General features: G+C 64.7%; 14 protein-coding genes and 1 riboswitch. Of the genes, 7 read left to right on the top strand and 7 right to left on the bottom strand.

Features of this window, described 5'->3' with window-relative positions; genetic code table 11:
* Positions 1-59: 59 nt before the first annotated feature.
* The 3 genes from FHS03_RS12965 to FHS03_RS12955 all read right to left on the bottom strand — a co-directional run bounded on the left by FHS03_RS12965 (position 60) and on the right by FHS03_RS12955 (position 4,778).
* Positions 60-851, bottom strand: coding sequence for a hypothetical protein (locus tag FHS03_RS12965; RefSeq protein ID WP_229426191.1), 792 nt, complete (start codon positions 849-851; stop codon positions 60-62).
* Positions 852-1,029: 178 nt separating this feature from the next.
* Positions 1,030-4,296, bottom strand: coding sequence for a heparinase II/III domain-containing protein (locus FHS03_RS12960; RefSeq protein ID WP_183441381.1), 3,267 nt, complete (start codon positions 4,294-4,296; stop codon positions 1,030-1,032).
* A gap of 110 nt (positions 4,297-4,406) precedes the next feature.
* Positions 4,407-4,778: a hypothetical protein gene (locus FHS03_RS12955; RefSeq protein ID WP_183441380.1), complete on the bottom strand. Its 372-nt coding sequence runs from the start codon at positions 4,776-4,778 to the stop codon at positions 4,407-4,409.
* Between the two features lie 169 nt (positions 4,779-4,947).
* Between FHS03_RS12955 and FHS03_RS12950 the strand changes: the two genes are divergently transcribed.
* The 7 genes from FHS03_RS12950 to FHS03_RS12920 all read left to right on the top strand — a co-directional run bounded on the left by FHS03_RS12950 (position 4,948) and on the right by FHS03_RS12920 (position 11,567).
* A complete protein-coding gene (locus FHS03_RS12950) occupies positions 4,948-5,202 on the top strand; it encodes a DUF4148 domain-containing protein (RefSeq protein ID WP_183441379.1) in 255 nt (84 codons plus the stop codon).
* A gap of 23 nt (positions 5,203-5,225) precedes the next feature.
* Entirely contained in the window at positions 5,226-6,644 is a 1,419-nt protein-coding gene (locus FHS03_RS12945) for an efflux transporter outer membrane subunit (protein ID WP_183441378.1), read from the top strand.
* A gap of 49 nt (positions 6,645-6,693) precedes the next feature.
* A complete protein-coding gene (locus tag FHS03_RS12940) occupies positions 6,694-7,191 on the top strand; it encodes a MarR family winged helix-turn-helix transcriptional regulator (protein WP_183441377.1) in 498 nt (165 codons plus the stop codon).
* 8 nt (positions 7,192-7,199) lie between these two features.
* Positions 7,200-9,461: an FUSC family protein gene (locus FHS03_RS12935; RefSeq protein WP_183441376.1), complete on the top strand. Its 2,262-nt coding sequence runs from the start codon at positions 7,200-7,202 to the stop codon at positions 9,459-9,461.
* Complete coding sequence (locus FHS03_RS12930) at positions 9,451-9,651, top strand: DUF1656 domain-containing protein (RefSeq protein ID WP_050408937.1); 201 nt, start codon at positions 9,451-9,453, stop codon at positions 9,649-9,651. Before FHS03_RS12935 ends, FHS03_RS12930 begins: the two co-directional genes overlap by 11 nt.
* A gap of 22 nt (positions 9,652-9,673) precedes the next feature.
* A complete protein-coding gene (locus tag FHS03_RS12925; RefSeq protein ID WP_183441375.1) occupies positions 9,674-10,585 on the top strand; it encodes an efflux RND transporter periplasmic adaptor subunit in 912 nt (303 codons plus the stop codon).
* A gap of 64 nt (positions 10,586-10,649) precedes the next feature.
* Positions 10,650-11,567: a LysR family transcriptional regulator gene (locus tag FHS03_RS12920; protein ID WP_183441374.1), complete on the top strand. Its 918-nt coding sequence runs from the start codon at positions 10,650-10,652 to the stop codon at positions 11,565-11,567.
* A 5-nt stretch (positions 11,568-11,572) separates the two neighbouring features.
* Here the strand turns inward: FHS03_RS12920 and FHS03_RS12915 are convergent, their stop codons facing one another.
* The 4 genes from FHS03_RS12915 to FHS03_RS12900 form a co-directional block, all read right to left on the bottom strand.
* Positions 11,573-12,091 (bottom strand): ester cyclase, encoded by a 519-nt coding sequence (locus FHS03_RS12915; RefSeq protein WP_183441373.1) that lies wholly within the window; start codon positions 12,089-12,091, stop codon positions 11,573-11,575.
* A gap of 148 nt (positions 12,092-12,239) precedes the next feature.
* Positions 12,240-12,545, bottom strand: a complete 306-nt coding sequence (locus FHS03_RS12910; RefSeq protein WP_183441372.1) for a hypothetical protein — start codon at positions 12,543-12,545, stop codon at positions 12,240-12,242.
* A gap of 1 nt (position 12,546) precedes the next feature.
* Positions 12,547-13,218, bottom strand: a complete 672-nt coding sequence (locus tag FHS03_RS12905; protein WP_307729540.1) for a thiol:disulfide interchange protein DsbA/DsbL — start codon at positions 13,216-13,218, stop codon at positions 12,547-12,549.
* A gap of 142 nt (positions 13,219-13,360) precedes the next feature.
* Positions 13,361-15,325 (bottom strand): TonB-dependent receptor, encoded by a 1,965-nt coding sequence (locus FHS03_RS12900; RefSeq protein WP_183441371.1) that lies wholly within the window; start codon positions 15,323-15,325, stop codon positions 13,361-13,363.
* Between the two features lie 93 nt (positions 15,326-15,418).
* Positions 15,419-15,639: riboswitch (cobalamin riboswitch) on the bottom strand.
* Positions 15,640-15,667: the final 28 nt, after the last annotated feature.

Below are 15,667 nucleotides of genomic sequence, written 5' to 3'. Positions count from 1 at the left end.
CATGGTAAAGAGCGGCAGGCAGAAACTATCTATCCAATACTCACACTTGCCGAAATAAATCAGGCCGTCGGCTGCAAGGTCTTGACCACGCGCTCATCGCTCTTGTCGCCGCCGCCGGACTGCTTGCGCTTGCTGTCACGGCGCAGCATCAGCAGGCGGTCGCCGGACACGCCATACACGGCGTCTTCCTCCTGGCGGAAGTCGAAGCCGACCACGACGAAGGCGCGGCCCGAACCGTTGACCAGGGTGTGGCTGGCCAGCGGCGTGCCGTCGGCGGCAATCCACAGGTCGAACGTGCCGTCGAAGTCCTTGATGTATTTGCGGTCGCGGTCGCTCAGCGTTTCCAGCGGCACCGAGAAGGTCAGCTGGCGCACCTGGTTGCCGTTGTACACGGCCGTCTTTTCGCTCTTGTAGGTCACGCGCTCCAACTGGCGCGCCAGATTGGCGGCGGCGGCCGTCATGGTGCGCAGTTCGATCGGGCTCAGTTCGCGCGCCACGCTCAGCGTCGGCGCCTTGGCATTCGGATTCTTGACCTGGGCGCGTTGTTCACTGTCCATACGGGCCAGCACGTCCTTGCCGTAAATCAGCTGCAAACCCTGGCCGTTTTCTTCCAGGCCGATGCTGGCCTGGCCCGAACTTTCTTCCACCTCCTTGCCTTCACCGATCCGGCGCCAGGTCTTGGTTTCCAGCGCAGCCTTGAGCGGGGCCGTGCCTTGCAGCCGGGCCAGTGCCGCCTTCAGATCGGACAAGCCATCGGCCGCCTGCGCCGGCATGGCACAGGCCAGCAGCAGGGCCGCGCTGGCGGCGGCCACGGGTAACAAACGGGTACGGCAGTTGAAAGCACCTTGCATTACAGCGTCTCCTTGTTGATAGCGAGACACAAGCGTAGCAAAAAACCATCTTTCCGAGACGTTTTTATGCGACAAACGGTCACCGGCTGCGACAGACGGTCAAAAGCCAGGCACAGACTACGCGTGGGGCAGGCCGGTACGGCACTTCCCTGCGTTGCCGGCCAAGCTGGCGCTGGACTTAGCGGCCTTTGCGCAACACACCGTCCTTGGAGCTGAACAACCCACCGCCAACCTTCTCTTCCAGCTTGAAGGTATAGCCGCCAGGGACCGCTGCTTCACTCAGCGCATACTCGGTATTGCGCTTCAGGCCGGTGGCGATCAGGGCACCGTAATTCGATGGCGCTTTCCAGCCATAACGTCCCGCTGGCGTGCTGGCGCGGTTAAACAGGACCATGAGGTGCTCCTGCACCAGCACCGCCTCGGTCCCGGCATCGCTGGCGGCCAGACGCTCGGCTTTCACCGGTGAGGCCAAACCCGTGCCCTGGTCGTTGTCGGCGACATCGAGCACGTTCAGGAAATACTGCGCCTCACCATCGGCCGGCGCGGCGGCAGGACTAATCTCCAGGCGCCAGGCGCCAACATCGCCCGGTTGGTTTTGCGATGGCAAGTACGGATAGTTGCGCCATTTGTAGCTGGTACCATCGCTTTGCAACTCACGCACCATGAAGCGGCAATCCTTGGCGTTCTGGGCTTGGCTAGCGCTGCCTGGCACTTGTGCGCAATCGCTGCCGCCCGCACCTTCGCTACCCACCTGCACCACATCGGCGTTCTGCGGCAGAAGCATCTGCACGTTCAGCATGCCGCCGCCGTTGCGGATAGTGGCCACGCGGGCGGTATTCGGCGCGAATTTGACTTGGTAGCGGCCGTCGCCCAAGGTGTCGGCGCCCACGGCATACGCCGGCTTGGCCGCCGTGTGCAGCAGGGAGGTGGCGGCCAGGCCGTTCTTGGTGCGCACGCTGTCGAAGACCAGCACCACAGGCTTGCGATCGTTTTCGCGCAGGAACAGGATGCTGCGCACAAAGCCACTCTCCTGGTCCATCTTATTCTGCGAATAGGCGCGGCTGGCATTGCCCTCGACGTAGCTGTAATCGCCGCCTTCCTCGAACGCCGTTACGCCATGCAGGGCATTGCTGCCACCCGGCTGGATCTGTGCCAAAGTGGGATAGGTCGGACGGTCATTGAACCACTGACCACCGTCATTGCTCAGGACTTTGTTGCTGAAGACGAACTGCTCGTCCTTATCGAACACGACAATGCTGTTGTGCGCGATGGTGCGAATGTAATAGTTCTGCCAGTGTTTGGTGCCATACTCGTCGTACAGGCCGGTATCCAGCAGCAGCGGCGCCTTATAGTTCAACGAGAAGCTGTTCTGGTCCAGATGTTGGTGGTTTTCGCTGACGAAGGACGTCGCTTTAAAGTCTAGCAGAGTCGCGTTGGCATAATCCCAGCTATCACGCATCAACACCAGGCCGGCGACGCGGAAGTGGCGCGACAACGGCAGGTCTTCAATACGTCCTTCGGGATAGCCGGCAAAGGAAAAGTTCAAGCGCTCGCCCAGCAGAGCCTGATCAACATTGCGCCGCGACGGCGCCCCTAAGACCGACCGCCGCGCCACTTTGATCTGCTGACGGTAGAAAGCCAGCACCGCCGGATCCTGCTTGTCCACGATGGCCGCCAGCGCCATCGGGCCGGTTGACCCGTCCCTCAGCGATAAATCGAAGTTGTCGCCGCGGGCCGGGAAGCTGTAATCATGGCGCAGGCCATAGATATACGGATAGATCAGTTGGGCCATCCAGTCGCCGGGAAGAACCGGCTCGCTGCCGGTGCCTTCCAGGCCTTTGCCCCACAGCCGCACGCGTTCCGGCATGTCCGATAGGCCATAGGAAAAAGCAGCCTGGCTGCCGCCGTCAACAGAAATGAAGGCCCGTGCCGGCATGAAGCCGTTTTCGAAATGGCCATACATGGTCTTCAGCAAGGGCAGCACGGAAGCGTCGTCATGGGCAATGGCCAGCAGGCCCTGCACGGTACCGGCGATCGCGCTTTGGTGATGGCCGGCAATGTAGTATGGAGCGATCGAGGGATTGATATTCTCTTCCCAGTGCATCGTCCCATTGCAATTCAGCGGACTGGTAGAGAGCGTGGCATATTGTCCGCAAATATGGCCGATCAGGTCGTCACTGCTGCCCACATGATTGGCGGCGATGGTGTCTTTGATGTTTTGCGCCAGCAGGGTGCGGTAATTGCCGAGGTTATGGCCTTCGAAAGCGGCGCCCGTGGGAATATCGCGATCATCGATTGTGTCGTACAGCCAGTCGTACAGAATGCCCATGGCGCCGACGCGGGAAGACATGGCCCATTCGCCGCCGACCGCCAGCTTCAGCTGCTGACCGTGCAAGCCTTGCGTGACGTTGTCTTTCAGCAGGAACATCTGGTCGGCCAAACGGCGCGCCGCCGCCATATAGTGCGGCCGCGCAGTCAGCAGGTAGGCCAGCGCAAAACGGCGCGCCGCCCCGGTAATCGTCCCGCGGCCCTGGAAGGCCAGATCGCAGAGCGAACCGTTTTGCCGGGTCGGTGTGGCGACCTGCGCGCAGCCTTGCAGCGTCGTCCAGTCGGCATCGACCGAGCGTAAATATTCCTGGACAGGCTCCTGCAATTCCAGATCCAGAAAATCATGCTGGGCAACGATCTGGCTGGCGGCATTCCATAGCTTGAAGTCCTTGATGACTTCATCGGTCCGGCCGCCAAAGACATACTGCTGGTCTTTAGCCGACCATGGCGAGGGCATACTGGCAGCCCATTTCAAGTTGTAGGATGTGCCATTGACAGTGAGGATCACCGAGACACTGTCCCAGCTCAGCTCAATCGTGACATCCTTATCCGCCTCCAGTTCAAAAGTGCGCGAGGCGGCATACGTGTCGATCGCAGCATCCTGAAACCCGAGCTGAAACCGGATCTTTTTCCCGTCCGCGGAATCACCATCGACATGGCGAATGAAGAAGCCGTTTTTCTTGGTCTGGATACTTCCAAAAATCGCCTGTTCGAGGCGATCGGATAGCGCCTTGCGCCGCGGGGTGATGCTAAAGCGCATCCGGCCCTGCATGGCGGGAAAAACATCCGGCGCCGTCAATGCCAGCGAATTGCGCACCCGGTCGACATCTTCCTTGAGCAAGCCGACATGCGGATGCACGGCTTTGACGGAGCCCGGCATTTCCGCCATCGCATTGATTTGCACATTCAGAAGTAAGGCTGCGCCCACAAGGCGGCAGAGCAATTTCATTCGCATGGAGTTTCTCATTTTGAGGAGGGAGGGATGGCGCCGGCATGGCCGGCAGATGCTGGAAAAACCGGGAGAGCGAAGGCATGCCCGGGAACGGCGGGCGAATGCACAAAGCGCCAGGCATGGCCCAGGAAGCCACGCACCGGCGCAAGCGGTGGGCAGTGACACGGCGGACGCCGCGGTACAACGCGAACATTCGATCTTTCGGAGTTGCCAGTAGGGATGATATTACCGAAAAAGCAAGATCGAATTTCTATCCAAAAATCACATCCAGGCGCCTAGTCCGGCGCCATGCCCTCCTGCCTCAACGGCGCCGTTTCAATATGGTCGACATCGATATCGGCGCCGTCCGGGGCCACCGTATCGCGGCCGGCGGCGGCGCGTTCGCCGGTACCCTTGCGGTCGGTATCGCTGTCGAGATCGGTATCGCCGAGATCGGCGCCGACCGTGGGCGCGCTGCCGCTGTCTTCATTCGTGCCTTGCTGCACGCCGCCATGCTCGCGCGGTCCCTGGCCCGGCGCGCCCTGCACGTCGCTGCCGGAGTCGGAACTGTCGCTGGGGCCGAGGGCGCCCGTGCCATGGCCCTTGCCCAGCACCCGGTCGGGCGTGGCCGGTAAGTTGTCGGGATCGAGACTGCTATTGCCTGCCATGATGACCTCCTGCCGGTGAAAAACGCAGGTCCACTCTAACAAAGCGGGGCGGACGGCGGCGCACCCCTGATTGTTTTTCCCAATGGCATCGATTGGAATTTTTTATTTCATAAATGTATTTTTCACAGATATACTATCTTCATGCTCACCACTCCCGAAGGAGAACCGTATGAAAACCACCCAAGTATTTGCCGCCATCCTGACCCTTGCCGCCGCCGGCGCCGCCTTTGCCGCCGACAGCAACACCACCGCCGCCAGCAGCGCCCCGCTGGCCGCTGCCGCCAGCCAGGCCGCGCCCGCCCAGCAAGGCTTGAGCCGCGAACAGGTCAAGGCTGAGTTCCTCGAAGCGCGCCGCAACGGCAAGCTGATCGAAACCGAAGCCGACCAGGACGTGGCCCAGACCACCAAGCACTACGCCAAGTAATTCCACGAAAGAGAGCCAGGCCCATGCTGCGTTTCCGCGCCCCCGCCGCCCTGCTGCTGCTTGCCCTGTCCGGCTGTGCCGACATGGGTTCGATCAAGCCGCAGGCGCAGTTGACGCCCGCCGCGCAACTGGCCACCGGCGCCGCCATCGCGGCCGCGCCGCCCGCCGCCTGGCCAGAGGAGACATGGTGGCAAGCCCTGGGCGACCGGCAGCTCGACCGCCTGGTGGCCGCCGCCATCCAGGACAATCCCAGCCTCAAGGTGGCCCAGGCGCGCGTGCGCCAGGCCGAGGCGGTCGCCGGCGCGGCCGAAGCGGCCACCGGGCCGCGCGTCGACGCCAGCGCCGCCGCCAACCGCGAGCGCTATTCCGCCCACGGCAGCACGCCGCCGCCGCTAGCCGGCCACTGGGCCTGGCGCAACAATGCCAGCGTCACCGCCGCGTATGACCTCGATCTGTGGGGCCGCAACCGCGACCTGCTGGCCGCCGCCCTGGACGAAGCCCATATGGCCGCGGCCGAAGCCCAGCTGGCGCGCCTGTCGCTGGAAACGGCCGTGGTGCGCAGCTATGTGCAACTGTGGCTGGCCCACGCCCAGCACGACGCGGTGGCCGACAGCCTGGCCCAGCGCCAGCGCATTCTCGACATCGTGCGCCGCCGCCACGCCGCCGGCCTGGCCACCGAGGCCGATGTGGCGGCCATTGAAACCACGCTGCCTGCCGGGCGGCGCGAGCAGGAACAGCTCAGCCAGAGCCTGACCCTGCTGCGCCACCAGCTGGCGGCCCTGATCGGCAAAGGGCCGGGCGACGGTGATGCGATCGTCCGGCCTGCGCCGGCCCTGCCAGCGGGCTACGGCCTGCCCGGCAATCTGCCGGCCGAACTGGTGGCGCGCCGTCCCGACCTGGTGGCGCAGCGCTGGCGGGTGGAGGCGGCCAGCCACGGCATTGCCGCCGCGCGCGCCGACTTCTATCCGAACATCAACCTGGTGGCCTTCGCCGGCCTGCAATCGCTGGGCTTCAGCAAATTCCTGAACGCCGCCTCGCAGACGCGCGGCATCGCGCCGGCCGTGAGCCTGCCCATCTTCGACGGCGGCCGCCTGCGCAGCCAGCTCGGCAACCGCAGCGCGCAATACGATATGGCGGTGGAGCAGTACAACGCGACGCTGGTGCAAGCCCTGTCCGAAGTGGCCAACGCCGTGGCGCGTATGCAGTCCGAGCGCGAGCAGCAAAAGCTGGCGGAACAGGCCATGCGCACGGCGAGCCGCTCGCAGGATCTGGCCGAGCGCTCGTACAAGGCCGGCATGAACGATGCGCTGGCCATGCTCAACGCGCGCCTGGTTCTGCTGAATGAACAACAGCAGCTCTTGCAAGTCCAAAGTCGTTGTATGGATACCTACGCCACGCTGATGGCGGCCCTGGGGGGAGGCATAAAACTGGATTTCCCCTAGTGCAACGATAGTACAATTTAATCTTTAGTATTTTGCACAGGAGTGCGCAATGAGCAGTTTCGACGCGACCAATAAGCGCCTGAAAAATATCCGTGGCCGCATCCCCGACTTTCCGGAGGATCTGGTGCGTCTGATGCGCATGACCTACCACGTGCAAAAGCAGATGAAGGATCTGTCCAACGCGGTGCTGCGCAAATACGACCTGGTCGACGCCAGCTATATGGTGCTGGCGGTGCTGTACGGTTCCGAAGGCGAAACCTCGACCGCGTCCACCCTGGGCGAGGCGTGCATGGAGAAGCCGGCCAACCTGACCCGGGTCTGCAACGACCTGGAAAACCAGGGCCTGATCCAGCGCGGCAACCGCCCCGGCGACCGCCGCTGCGTGATGATTTCGCTGACCGACGCCGGCCGCAAGATCGTGGAGCAGGTCATGCCCGAAGTCTGGGACCGCACCACCCGCGCTTACGACGGCTTCAGCGCCGACGATATCCGCCAGCAGGAGCAGTTGTTCAAGCGCCAGCTGGATAATTTTGAAAATAATTTATAGCGCTTTTTATGAACCCTGAACCAGCCGCTCCTCCCGCCACACCGATAGCAAGTACACGAGAGCAGCTGGTCAGGCTGGCGCGCGAATGGCAGGCCGGCGAGGGCGAGCACTGGATCTTCGTGCTCAAGTCCATGCTGGCCGCCTTCTCCGCCCTGTGGCTGGCCTTCCGCCTCGGACTCGATTCGCCCAGCACGGCGATGACCACCACCTTCATTCTGGCCCTGCCCAGCAGCGGCATGGTGCTGGAAAAAGCCTTTTACCGCCTGCTCGGCACCGTGGTCGGCTGCGCCAGCGCCCTGCTGCTGATCGCCGTCTTTCCGCAGCAGACGCCGCTGCTGTTCATCGGCCTGGCGCTGTGGGTGGGGCTGTGCACCGGCGGCGCGGCCATGTACCGCAACCAGCAATCCTATAGCTTCGTGCTGGCCGGCTATACGGCCTGCATGATCGCCATTCCCGCCATCGACGCGCCGGCCGGCGCCTTCCTGCTGGCCGTCACCCGGCTGACGGAAGTGAGCCTGGGCGTGATCTGCGCCACCGTCGTCAACGACGCGCTGTTCCCGCGCCACCACAACGCCCAGCTGATGCGCACCGTGCAGGCGCGCCGCCACAGCTTCGTGGGCTTTTGCCGCGAAGTGCTGGAGCGCCGCCTGTCGCCTGCCGAGGCGGAACTGACCCACCTGCGCTTCGCGGCCGACATCGCCGCGCTGGAATCGGGCCGCGCCGCCGCTTTCTTCGAAGCGGCCCACGCCCGTTCGCAAACGCGCCAGCTGCATGCCTTCAACGCGGCGCTGATGACGGCCCTGACCACGCTCTACACCCTGCACCGCCTGCTGCACCGCCTGCACCTGCAACCGGATTCGCCGGCGCCGCGGCTGCTGCAAGCCATGCAGCAACGCCTGGCGCAAGCGCTGGCCGACGATGTGCCGCCCGACATGGCGGCGCTGGAACAGGACATCGCCGCCGCGCGCGCCGAACTGGCGCAGCGCCTGGCCGAGGCGGCCAAGGCGGCCAAGGAGGATGATGCCGGCGCGGCACAGGAACTGGCCGGCCTCACGCCGCAATGGCAGATCGACTTCGATACGGCGGTGGAGCTGCTGGAACGCTTCGCGGCCAACCTGTCCGCCTTCCACGCCAGCTACGACGGCCTGACGCGGCAAAAGCGCAGTCAGGTCAGCGAGCCGCGCGCCTACAAGCCGAAGACGCCGCCCGGCATCGTGCTCGCCAGCGGCTTTCGCGCCGCCGCCGCCCTGCTGGGCGGGGCCGTGCTCTGGTACTGGATGGCCTGGCCGCACGCTTCCACCGCCCTGCTGATGACCACCATCTTCTGCGCGCTGTGCTCGTCCTCGCCGCGCCCGACGGCCATGGTCAAGCAGATCCTGACCGGCTTCCTGATCGCCTGGCCGCTGTCCTTTATCGTCGAGTTCTTCCTGGTGGCGCGCGCCAGCGGCTTTCCCATGCTGGTGCTGGCCTCGCTGCCGCTGTTCGCCTACGGCAGCTATCTGAGTACCAATCCGAAAAAGGCGGGCGTGGGCGTCGGCATCATCCTGTTCAGCGCCCAGGTGATCGCGCCGGCCAACCAGATGCACTACGATATCGCCTCCTTCCTCAACATCACGCTGGCGCAGAATGGCGGCGTGCTGCTGTCCTTCATCATCTTCATGGTGCTGCTGCCCGAGCACACCATGGGCAACCGCGAGCACGTGGCGGCGGCGCTGTGGCGCGAGGCGCTGGCCCTGTGCACGGCGTCCACGCGCGGCCTGCGCCTGCACCTGCGCGCGGCCGGCGGCGGCCTGCTGCCACGCCTGTTGCTGTGCTTCGGCCCCGGCCAGGAATGGACGGCCCGGCTGCGCCACCGCTTCGACAACCGCGTGCGCGATCTGCTCAACCAGCTCAACGCCGCCTCCGGTCCCGCGCCCGGCGCGCCGGCGCGGCTGGTGGTGCGCCAAGGCCTGACCCTGCTGGAGCTGGGCCATTCGATCATCGAGCTGCGCGCCCTGATCGCCACTTCGGCACAAGGGCCGGTCGCCACGGCCTTGCAGCAGGCGGTCGATGCGCTGGCCAATTACTTCCGCCAGCCCGAACGCGGCCGCTGCGAGCTGGCCATCACTTCGCTGCTGCATGCCGGCGTCACCGTACGCGCCGCGCTGCCGCAAGCGTCGGCAGCGCGCGCTGAGCGCCTGCAGACGGCGCTCACCGACCTGCATTCGATTTACACATCCCTGCTCGACCAGATGCCCCAAACCCAAGGAGAAGTCCACCATGCCGCGTGAAGTGTCGCTGTTCGGCGTCCTCATTCCCACCCTGCTGCCGCTGTTCCTGGCCAGCCTGCTGCTGCAAGGCTTGCTGGACTGGGTGCTCGGCCATGCCGGCGTTTACCGCCGCCTGCTGCATCCGGCCCTGGTGCGGCTTTGCCTGCTGGTCTGCATCTTCAGCGCCCTGACCATGGGCCTATACCAATAAAACACAAGAAGGGAATCCCGTTATGAGTGCTAGCAAGTTGTTCCGATTCGTCCTCACCGCCCTGCTGCTGGGGGCCGCGCTGTGGTTCGGCAAGGGGGCGTGGGACCAGTATATGGAATCGGCCTGGACGCGCGACGGCCGCATCAAGGCCGACGTGGTGAACATCACCGCCGACGTCGCCGGCGCCGTGACCGAGGTGCATGTGCGCGACAACCAGTTCGTGCGCAAGGGCGATGTGCTGTTCGTGGTCGACCCGGCGCGCTACCAGTCGGCGCTGGAGCAGGCGCGCTCGCTGCTGGCCGCGCAGCAGGTCGAGAAAGGCCGCCGCACGCGCGAGGCCAAGCGCCGCGCCGCGCTGGACGACGCCGTGGTCTCGGCCGAAAGCCGCGAAGGCGCAACATCGGCCATGGACGGCGCCAGCGCCCAGGTGCGGGCCGCCACGGAAGCCGTGCATCTGGCCACACTGAACCTGGAACGCACGGTGGTGCGCGCGCCGGTCAGCGGCTATGTGACCAACCTGAACGTGCATGTGGGCGATTTCGCCGCCGTGGGTGTGGCGCGCCTGGCGGTGATCGACAGCGACTCTTTCTACGTGGCCGGCTATTTCGAGGAAACCAAGCTGCCGCTGCTGAAAGCGGGCGCGCCGGTGCAGGTCAAGCTGATGGGCGGCGACGCCACCCTGCACGGCCATATCGAGAGCATCGCGCGCGGCATCACCGACCGCGACGCCAGCACCGGCCGCGAACTGCTGGCCGACGTGAACCCGACCTTCAGCTGGGTCAGGCTGGCGCAGCGCGTGCCGGTGCGCATCCATATCGACCAGCAGCCCAAGGAGCTGACCTTGGTGGCGGGCACCACCTGCACCGTCATCCTCGACAGCAAGACCACCACGGCGGCCGCGCCGGCCAAGGCCACCGCCCCACGCGGCGCCTGACATCCGTTACACTGCGGGGGAATGCGGGCGCCCCCTTCCCGCAACCGCAGCAAGGATGCATGCAATGAGTGCCAGTATCGACAGCCATGGCGTGGACAGCTTGAGCGCCATCCGCCTCTTTCTCGACGCCGCCACCCTTGGCAGCTTTTCCGCCGCCGGGCGCAAGCAAGGCCTCTCCCCCGCCGCCGCCAGCGCCTGCATCCAGCGTCTGGAAGCGGGATTGAAAACGCGGCTGTTCGAGCGCACCACGCGCCAATTGCGATTGACCGAGGAAGGACGCCATTACCGCCACTACTGCGAACAGGCGCTGGCCTTGATGGCCGAGGCGGAAGCAGGCCTGCAGGCGCAAGGCGCGGTGCGCGGGCTGGTGAAGATTTCAGCGCCCTCGGATTTTGGGCGCAATCTGCTATTGGGATGGCTGGAGGAATTCCGCCAGCGCCATCCGGACGTGCAATACGCCCTGTCGCTGAGCGACTCCACGTCCGATCTGGTGCAGGACGATATCGACCTGGCGGTGCGCTATGGCCTGCTGCCGGACAGCGATATGGTGGCGCGTCCGCTGCTGCCGAACCGGCGTGTGGTCTGCGCCGCGCCAGCGCTGCTGGAACGCTGCGGCGCGCCTGAACACCCCGAACAGCTGGCTGGATTGCCGGCGCTGGTGCTGGTGACGGCCAGCGGACCAATGCACGAATGGCGCTATCTGGAAGATGATGCGCGCCGCACGGTGCGCGTGCAGCGCAGCCATCAAAGCAATGACGGCGAGGTAATCCGCAAATGGGCGCTGGCGGGCCAGGGCTTCGCCTATAAATCCCTGCTCGATATTGAGCACGATCTGCGCGCCGGCCGCCTGCAGACGGTGCTGGACGACTATTTCCGCGAAAGCGTGCCGCTCAATCTGCTGTACCGGCGCAGCCGCTTCCAGCCGCCGCGCATCGCGCTGCTGGTGGAATTCCTGCTGGAGCGCTGCGCGACGGCAGCGTAAGCCGCTTACTGCTCGATCACGCCCATCTGCTGCAGCAGGGTCAGATTGTCTTCCAGGTGCCAGTTATCGGTGATGCGGCCATCCTGCACGCGATACAAGTCGAAAGCCTGGAAGTCGATGGCCTGGCCCTTGCCCTGCACCTTGCCGAACTGGCCGCTGAAATGGCCGGTGAAATGCAGGCGCAGGGTGACGCGGTCGCCTGCCGCCACCAGATCGGTGATCTCCACTTTCAGATCCGGCACGGCGGCACGGAAGGTCTGGCTGGCTTGCAACGGGCCTGGCAGACCCTGGGCGCGGCCGGGCGGCAGGGTGCGGTCGGTGAATTCCGGCGCCAGCGCCTCACGCGCCAAAGCCGGATCGCCGCTGTTCCAGAAAGCGGCATAGCGGCGCGCCGCCAGCATGACCTGTTCCAGCGCGGCGGGCGAGCCGCCGGTGAAGCTCTTCTGCGGTACGGGCAGGCTGTCGGCGGCGGCGAAGGCGGCCAGCGGCAACAGGGCGGCGGCAAAAATGGCAAGACGGGACATGGAAGCTCCTGTAAATGAATGGTGCCGCCATTGTCGGTTCCAGCGCGGCGGCGCGGAATGCGTCTGCCGTTTGAAGCAGCTTCTTGTGCCGTTTGAAAAAGAAAAAGCCCGCGCGATGCGGGCTTTTTCGGGACGCGCGGGCTGCGGCTCAGGGCTTGAAGGTCGTCATGGCATGGCCCAGGTGCTGCCACCAGTGCTCGCGCGAACGCGCCTTGGCCAGGCACACCTTGTCGATGCCGCCCTTGAAGACCTGGTCCTGGCACATGCCGCTGGCCAGCGCATAACGCTGGTTCTCGGCATTGACCAGGGCCACCATCAGCCAGCCGCACAGGGCCAGCGTCAGCGCCAGCAGCGTCCAGGCGGCATGATTGACCGAGCTGCGTTCGAACAGACGCGTTTCGTCCGGTTCGGACTCCCGGTACATCTTCATGCGGCCTTCTTCTTTGCTGTCCATCTTACTTCTTGCCTGCTTTCTTCTCGGCGGCGGCCTTGGCGACCAGATAGTCCATCACGACCAGCGTATTCTGCATCGATACGCTCTCCGGCTGGCCCGGACGGCCGGCCTGGGCTGGCGAGGTCACGAAGCGGCCATCGATGACGATGGTCGGGGCGCTATCAACCTTGTAGGAGCTGACCAGCTGGTTGGAACGCTTCATTTTAGTCTGCACGCCGAAGGAATTGAAGTATTCCAGGTATTTGGCCTTGTCCACGCCGGCTTTCACGACCACGTCGGTCATGGCGTCGTCGCTGCGCAGGCGGTTGCGCTCCACGTGGATGGCGCGGAAGATCTTGTCATGCACGCCTTCCAGCTTGCCCATGGCTTCCAGGGTCAGGTAGGCGTGGGCATGCGGGTCCTTGTCGCTCGAGGCGAAGTGGATGCGGCGGAAGACGATCTTGTCGCCCTGCTTCTTGACCCAGTCCGACATCAGCGGTTCCAGGGAATTGCAGTGCGGGCAGGAGTACATGAAGAACTCGATCACTTCGACCTTGGCGCCGGTATCGTTGCGCACTGGCGTGTCGAGAACCTTGTATTCGGTGCCGTTCACCGGTTCGGCGGCGGAGGCGCCAGCGGCGGAAAAGGCCAGGGTAGCGGCGGCAAGCATGAAGCGCAGGTAACGCATGGTCATCCTTTTTATCGAGTTATAGACGGCGGCAGATTAACACTTTTTGCAGGCAAAAATGGCCCCGCCGGACAAAAATCCCGTCCGGGGGGCCATTTTAAGGCGGGTTTAAGCCGCTTTGAAGCCTAAGCTCGGCCTAGGGCCGCGCTCAGAAGTCGTAGCGCGCCGACAGCTTGAGCTGGCGGCCATCGCTTGGATAGATGCCGCCGCGGCAGGAGAAGGCCGCCGTGGTGTAACGCTTGTCGCCCAGGTTCTGGCCGGACAGCGCGACCTCCCACGGGCCGTATTGGCGCGCATAGCGGGCGTCGAAGGTGGTGAAGGACGGCATGCGGGCGTTGCAAGTGTTGAGGAAGTCGCCGCCGTAACGCTGGCTGTCGACCCACTGCACGCCGACGTCGGCGCTCTGGCCACTGGACGGTGTCCAGGCCAGGCGCGCGCTCAGCACATTCTTCGGCACCAGCACCAGCTCCTTGCCGGCCAGCGCGCCTTCGGTGAACTCAGCCTTCACGTGCTGATAGTGGCCGCTCAGCTGCCAGTCGGCCGCCAGGCGCGCGCTGGCATCGAGTTCGATGCCCTGGCGGCGGGTCGGCGGCAGATTGCTGTTGGCGCCGCCGTAAGGGGTGGCGGTCGGATCGTAGTAGATCTCGTTGTTCAGCTCATGCTTGAAGACGCGCGCCGCCAGCTTGTAGCCGTTCAGCGCATAGCTTGCGCCCAGCTCCAGGTCATGCGAGGTTTGCGCCTTCAGCGCCACATTCGCTTTCGGCGTGAAGCCGTTTTCGTCGGCATTCGCCACGCGGTAGCTCTGGCCGGCCTTGGCGTGCAGAGTCAGTTCCGGCAGGACGGCGTAGCTGCCCTGGATTTCCCAGGCGTTCAGACCGCGCTTGTCGTGGTAGTTGGCGGTCGAATACGGCACCGGATCGACCGAATCGATGTCGAACAGTTCACGGCGCGCGCCGAAGGCCAGGCGCGCTTCGTGCGGGCCGGCCCATTTCATTTCGTCGCGCACGTAGAAGGCCTTGGAGCGCTGGGTGGCGTCGGCCTTGGAGAAGGAGCCATCGACCACGCGGTTCCAGCGCATCAGATCGATGCCCGTCACCACTTCGTTCTGCACAGCGCCGAACTGGCTGGTGTGGCGCAGGCGCGGCGAGAACTGGGTTTGCTTGGTGTCGTAGTTGGTGGTGGACAGCTTGCCGCCATAGAAGTAGCTGCCGCTGGCGTCCTTCTTGCGGTGCGCCAGTTCGGCGGCCAGGTCGAAGGCGCCGAATTTCTGCTCGTAGAAGCCGACGTAGCGGTCGCTGTCGACCGAACCGAAGTTATGCGGTTCATTGGTCTTGCGCGGCGTGGATTCGAACTCGGCCTGGCTGAGGGAACCGGGCAGGCGGCCGTCCTGGCGCAGGATTTCGGTGCGCAGGCCAATGCGGCCGCCCGGCAGCGTCCATTGCGCGCCGCCGGTGAAATTGCGTTTCTTGTAGGCGTTGTTGTCGCGGTAGTTGTCGGTGTCCAGCGCGCCGAGCGAGGCGTCGAGCGCGAAACCGTCCCAGCTCTGCGATACCGAACCACGCGCTTCGCGCAGGCCGAACTGGCCCGCTTCGGCGAACACGCTGCCGTGCGTACCCTGGCCCGACGGGCGCTTGGTGACGATGCGGATCACGCCGCCGGTGGCGCCGTCGCCATACAGCACGCTGCTGCCGCCGCGCGTGATTTCGATGCGCTCGACCGAATCGATCGGGATGCTGGACATGATGGCGTCGACCAGCTCATTTTCCGAGATGCGCACGCCATCCACCAGCACCACCATATTCTGGCTGCTGTCGCTGCCGAAGCCGCGCAGGTCGAGGCCGAAGTTCGGGCTGCCGTCCAGCGCCTGGCGGCCGTACACGCCGCCGACCTTGCGGATGGCCTGGTTCACATCGCTGGCGCCGGCGCGGCGGATCTCGGCGGCGGTGATCACGGTGGCGCCGATCGGGGCCAGGCCGGGATTGCTGTCGAAGCGGGAGCCGGTAACGACGACGGGTCCCAAGGTCTGGGTCACGGTTTGCGCCAGTGCGGGAGCGGCGGCAAAGCACAGGGAAACTGCCGCGGCCAGGGCGCGGCGGGAAACGATATAGCTCATAAAATGGTGGCGCCGGAGCGCTTGGAAAAAGAGGATGGCCTCAGCCTCCAGCCGCTTCCCCGCAGCAGGAGTCGAACGGAAGGCGCGCAGCGGCGCGTTCCACCTGTCTTGGCCGGTATCCGGGCTGGCAAGCGAGGGCTGGACCACCTTCCTGCGCCAGCGCAGTGGTTCTTGGTCCGTCCTGCCGTCCGATGCGGACGGCGCTTGCTTACCGTTGCGGGGGCAGCAAATGTTGGCCGCGCGGGGCGACTCCATTTTTCCCGTTTAACCGCATCCATGAACAGGAGGCGGGCACCAAAACCCCGCCATTATACGCTTACCACACTTGCTCGAAAAATATTG

Origin of the sequence: Pseudoduganella violacea (assembly GCF_014191875.1) — a bacterium.
Classification (GTDB): Bacteria; Pseudomonadota; Gammaproteobacteria; order Burkholderiales; family Burkholderiaceae_D; genus Rugamonas; species Rugamonas violacea_A.
The sequence above is the reverse complement of the archived record's forward strand: the minus strand, read 5'-3'. Positions and strand labels throughout refer to the sequence as shown.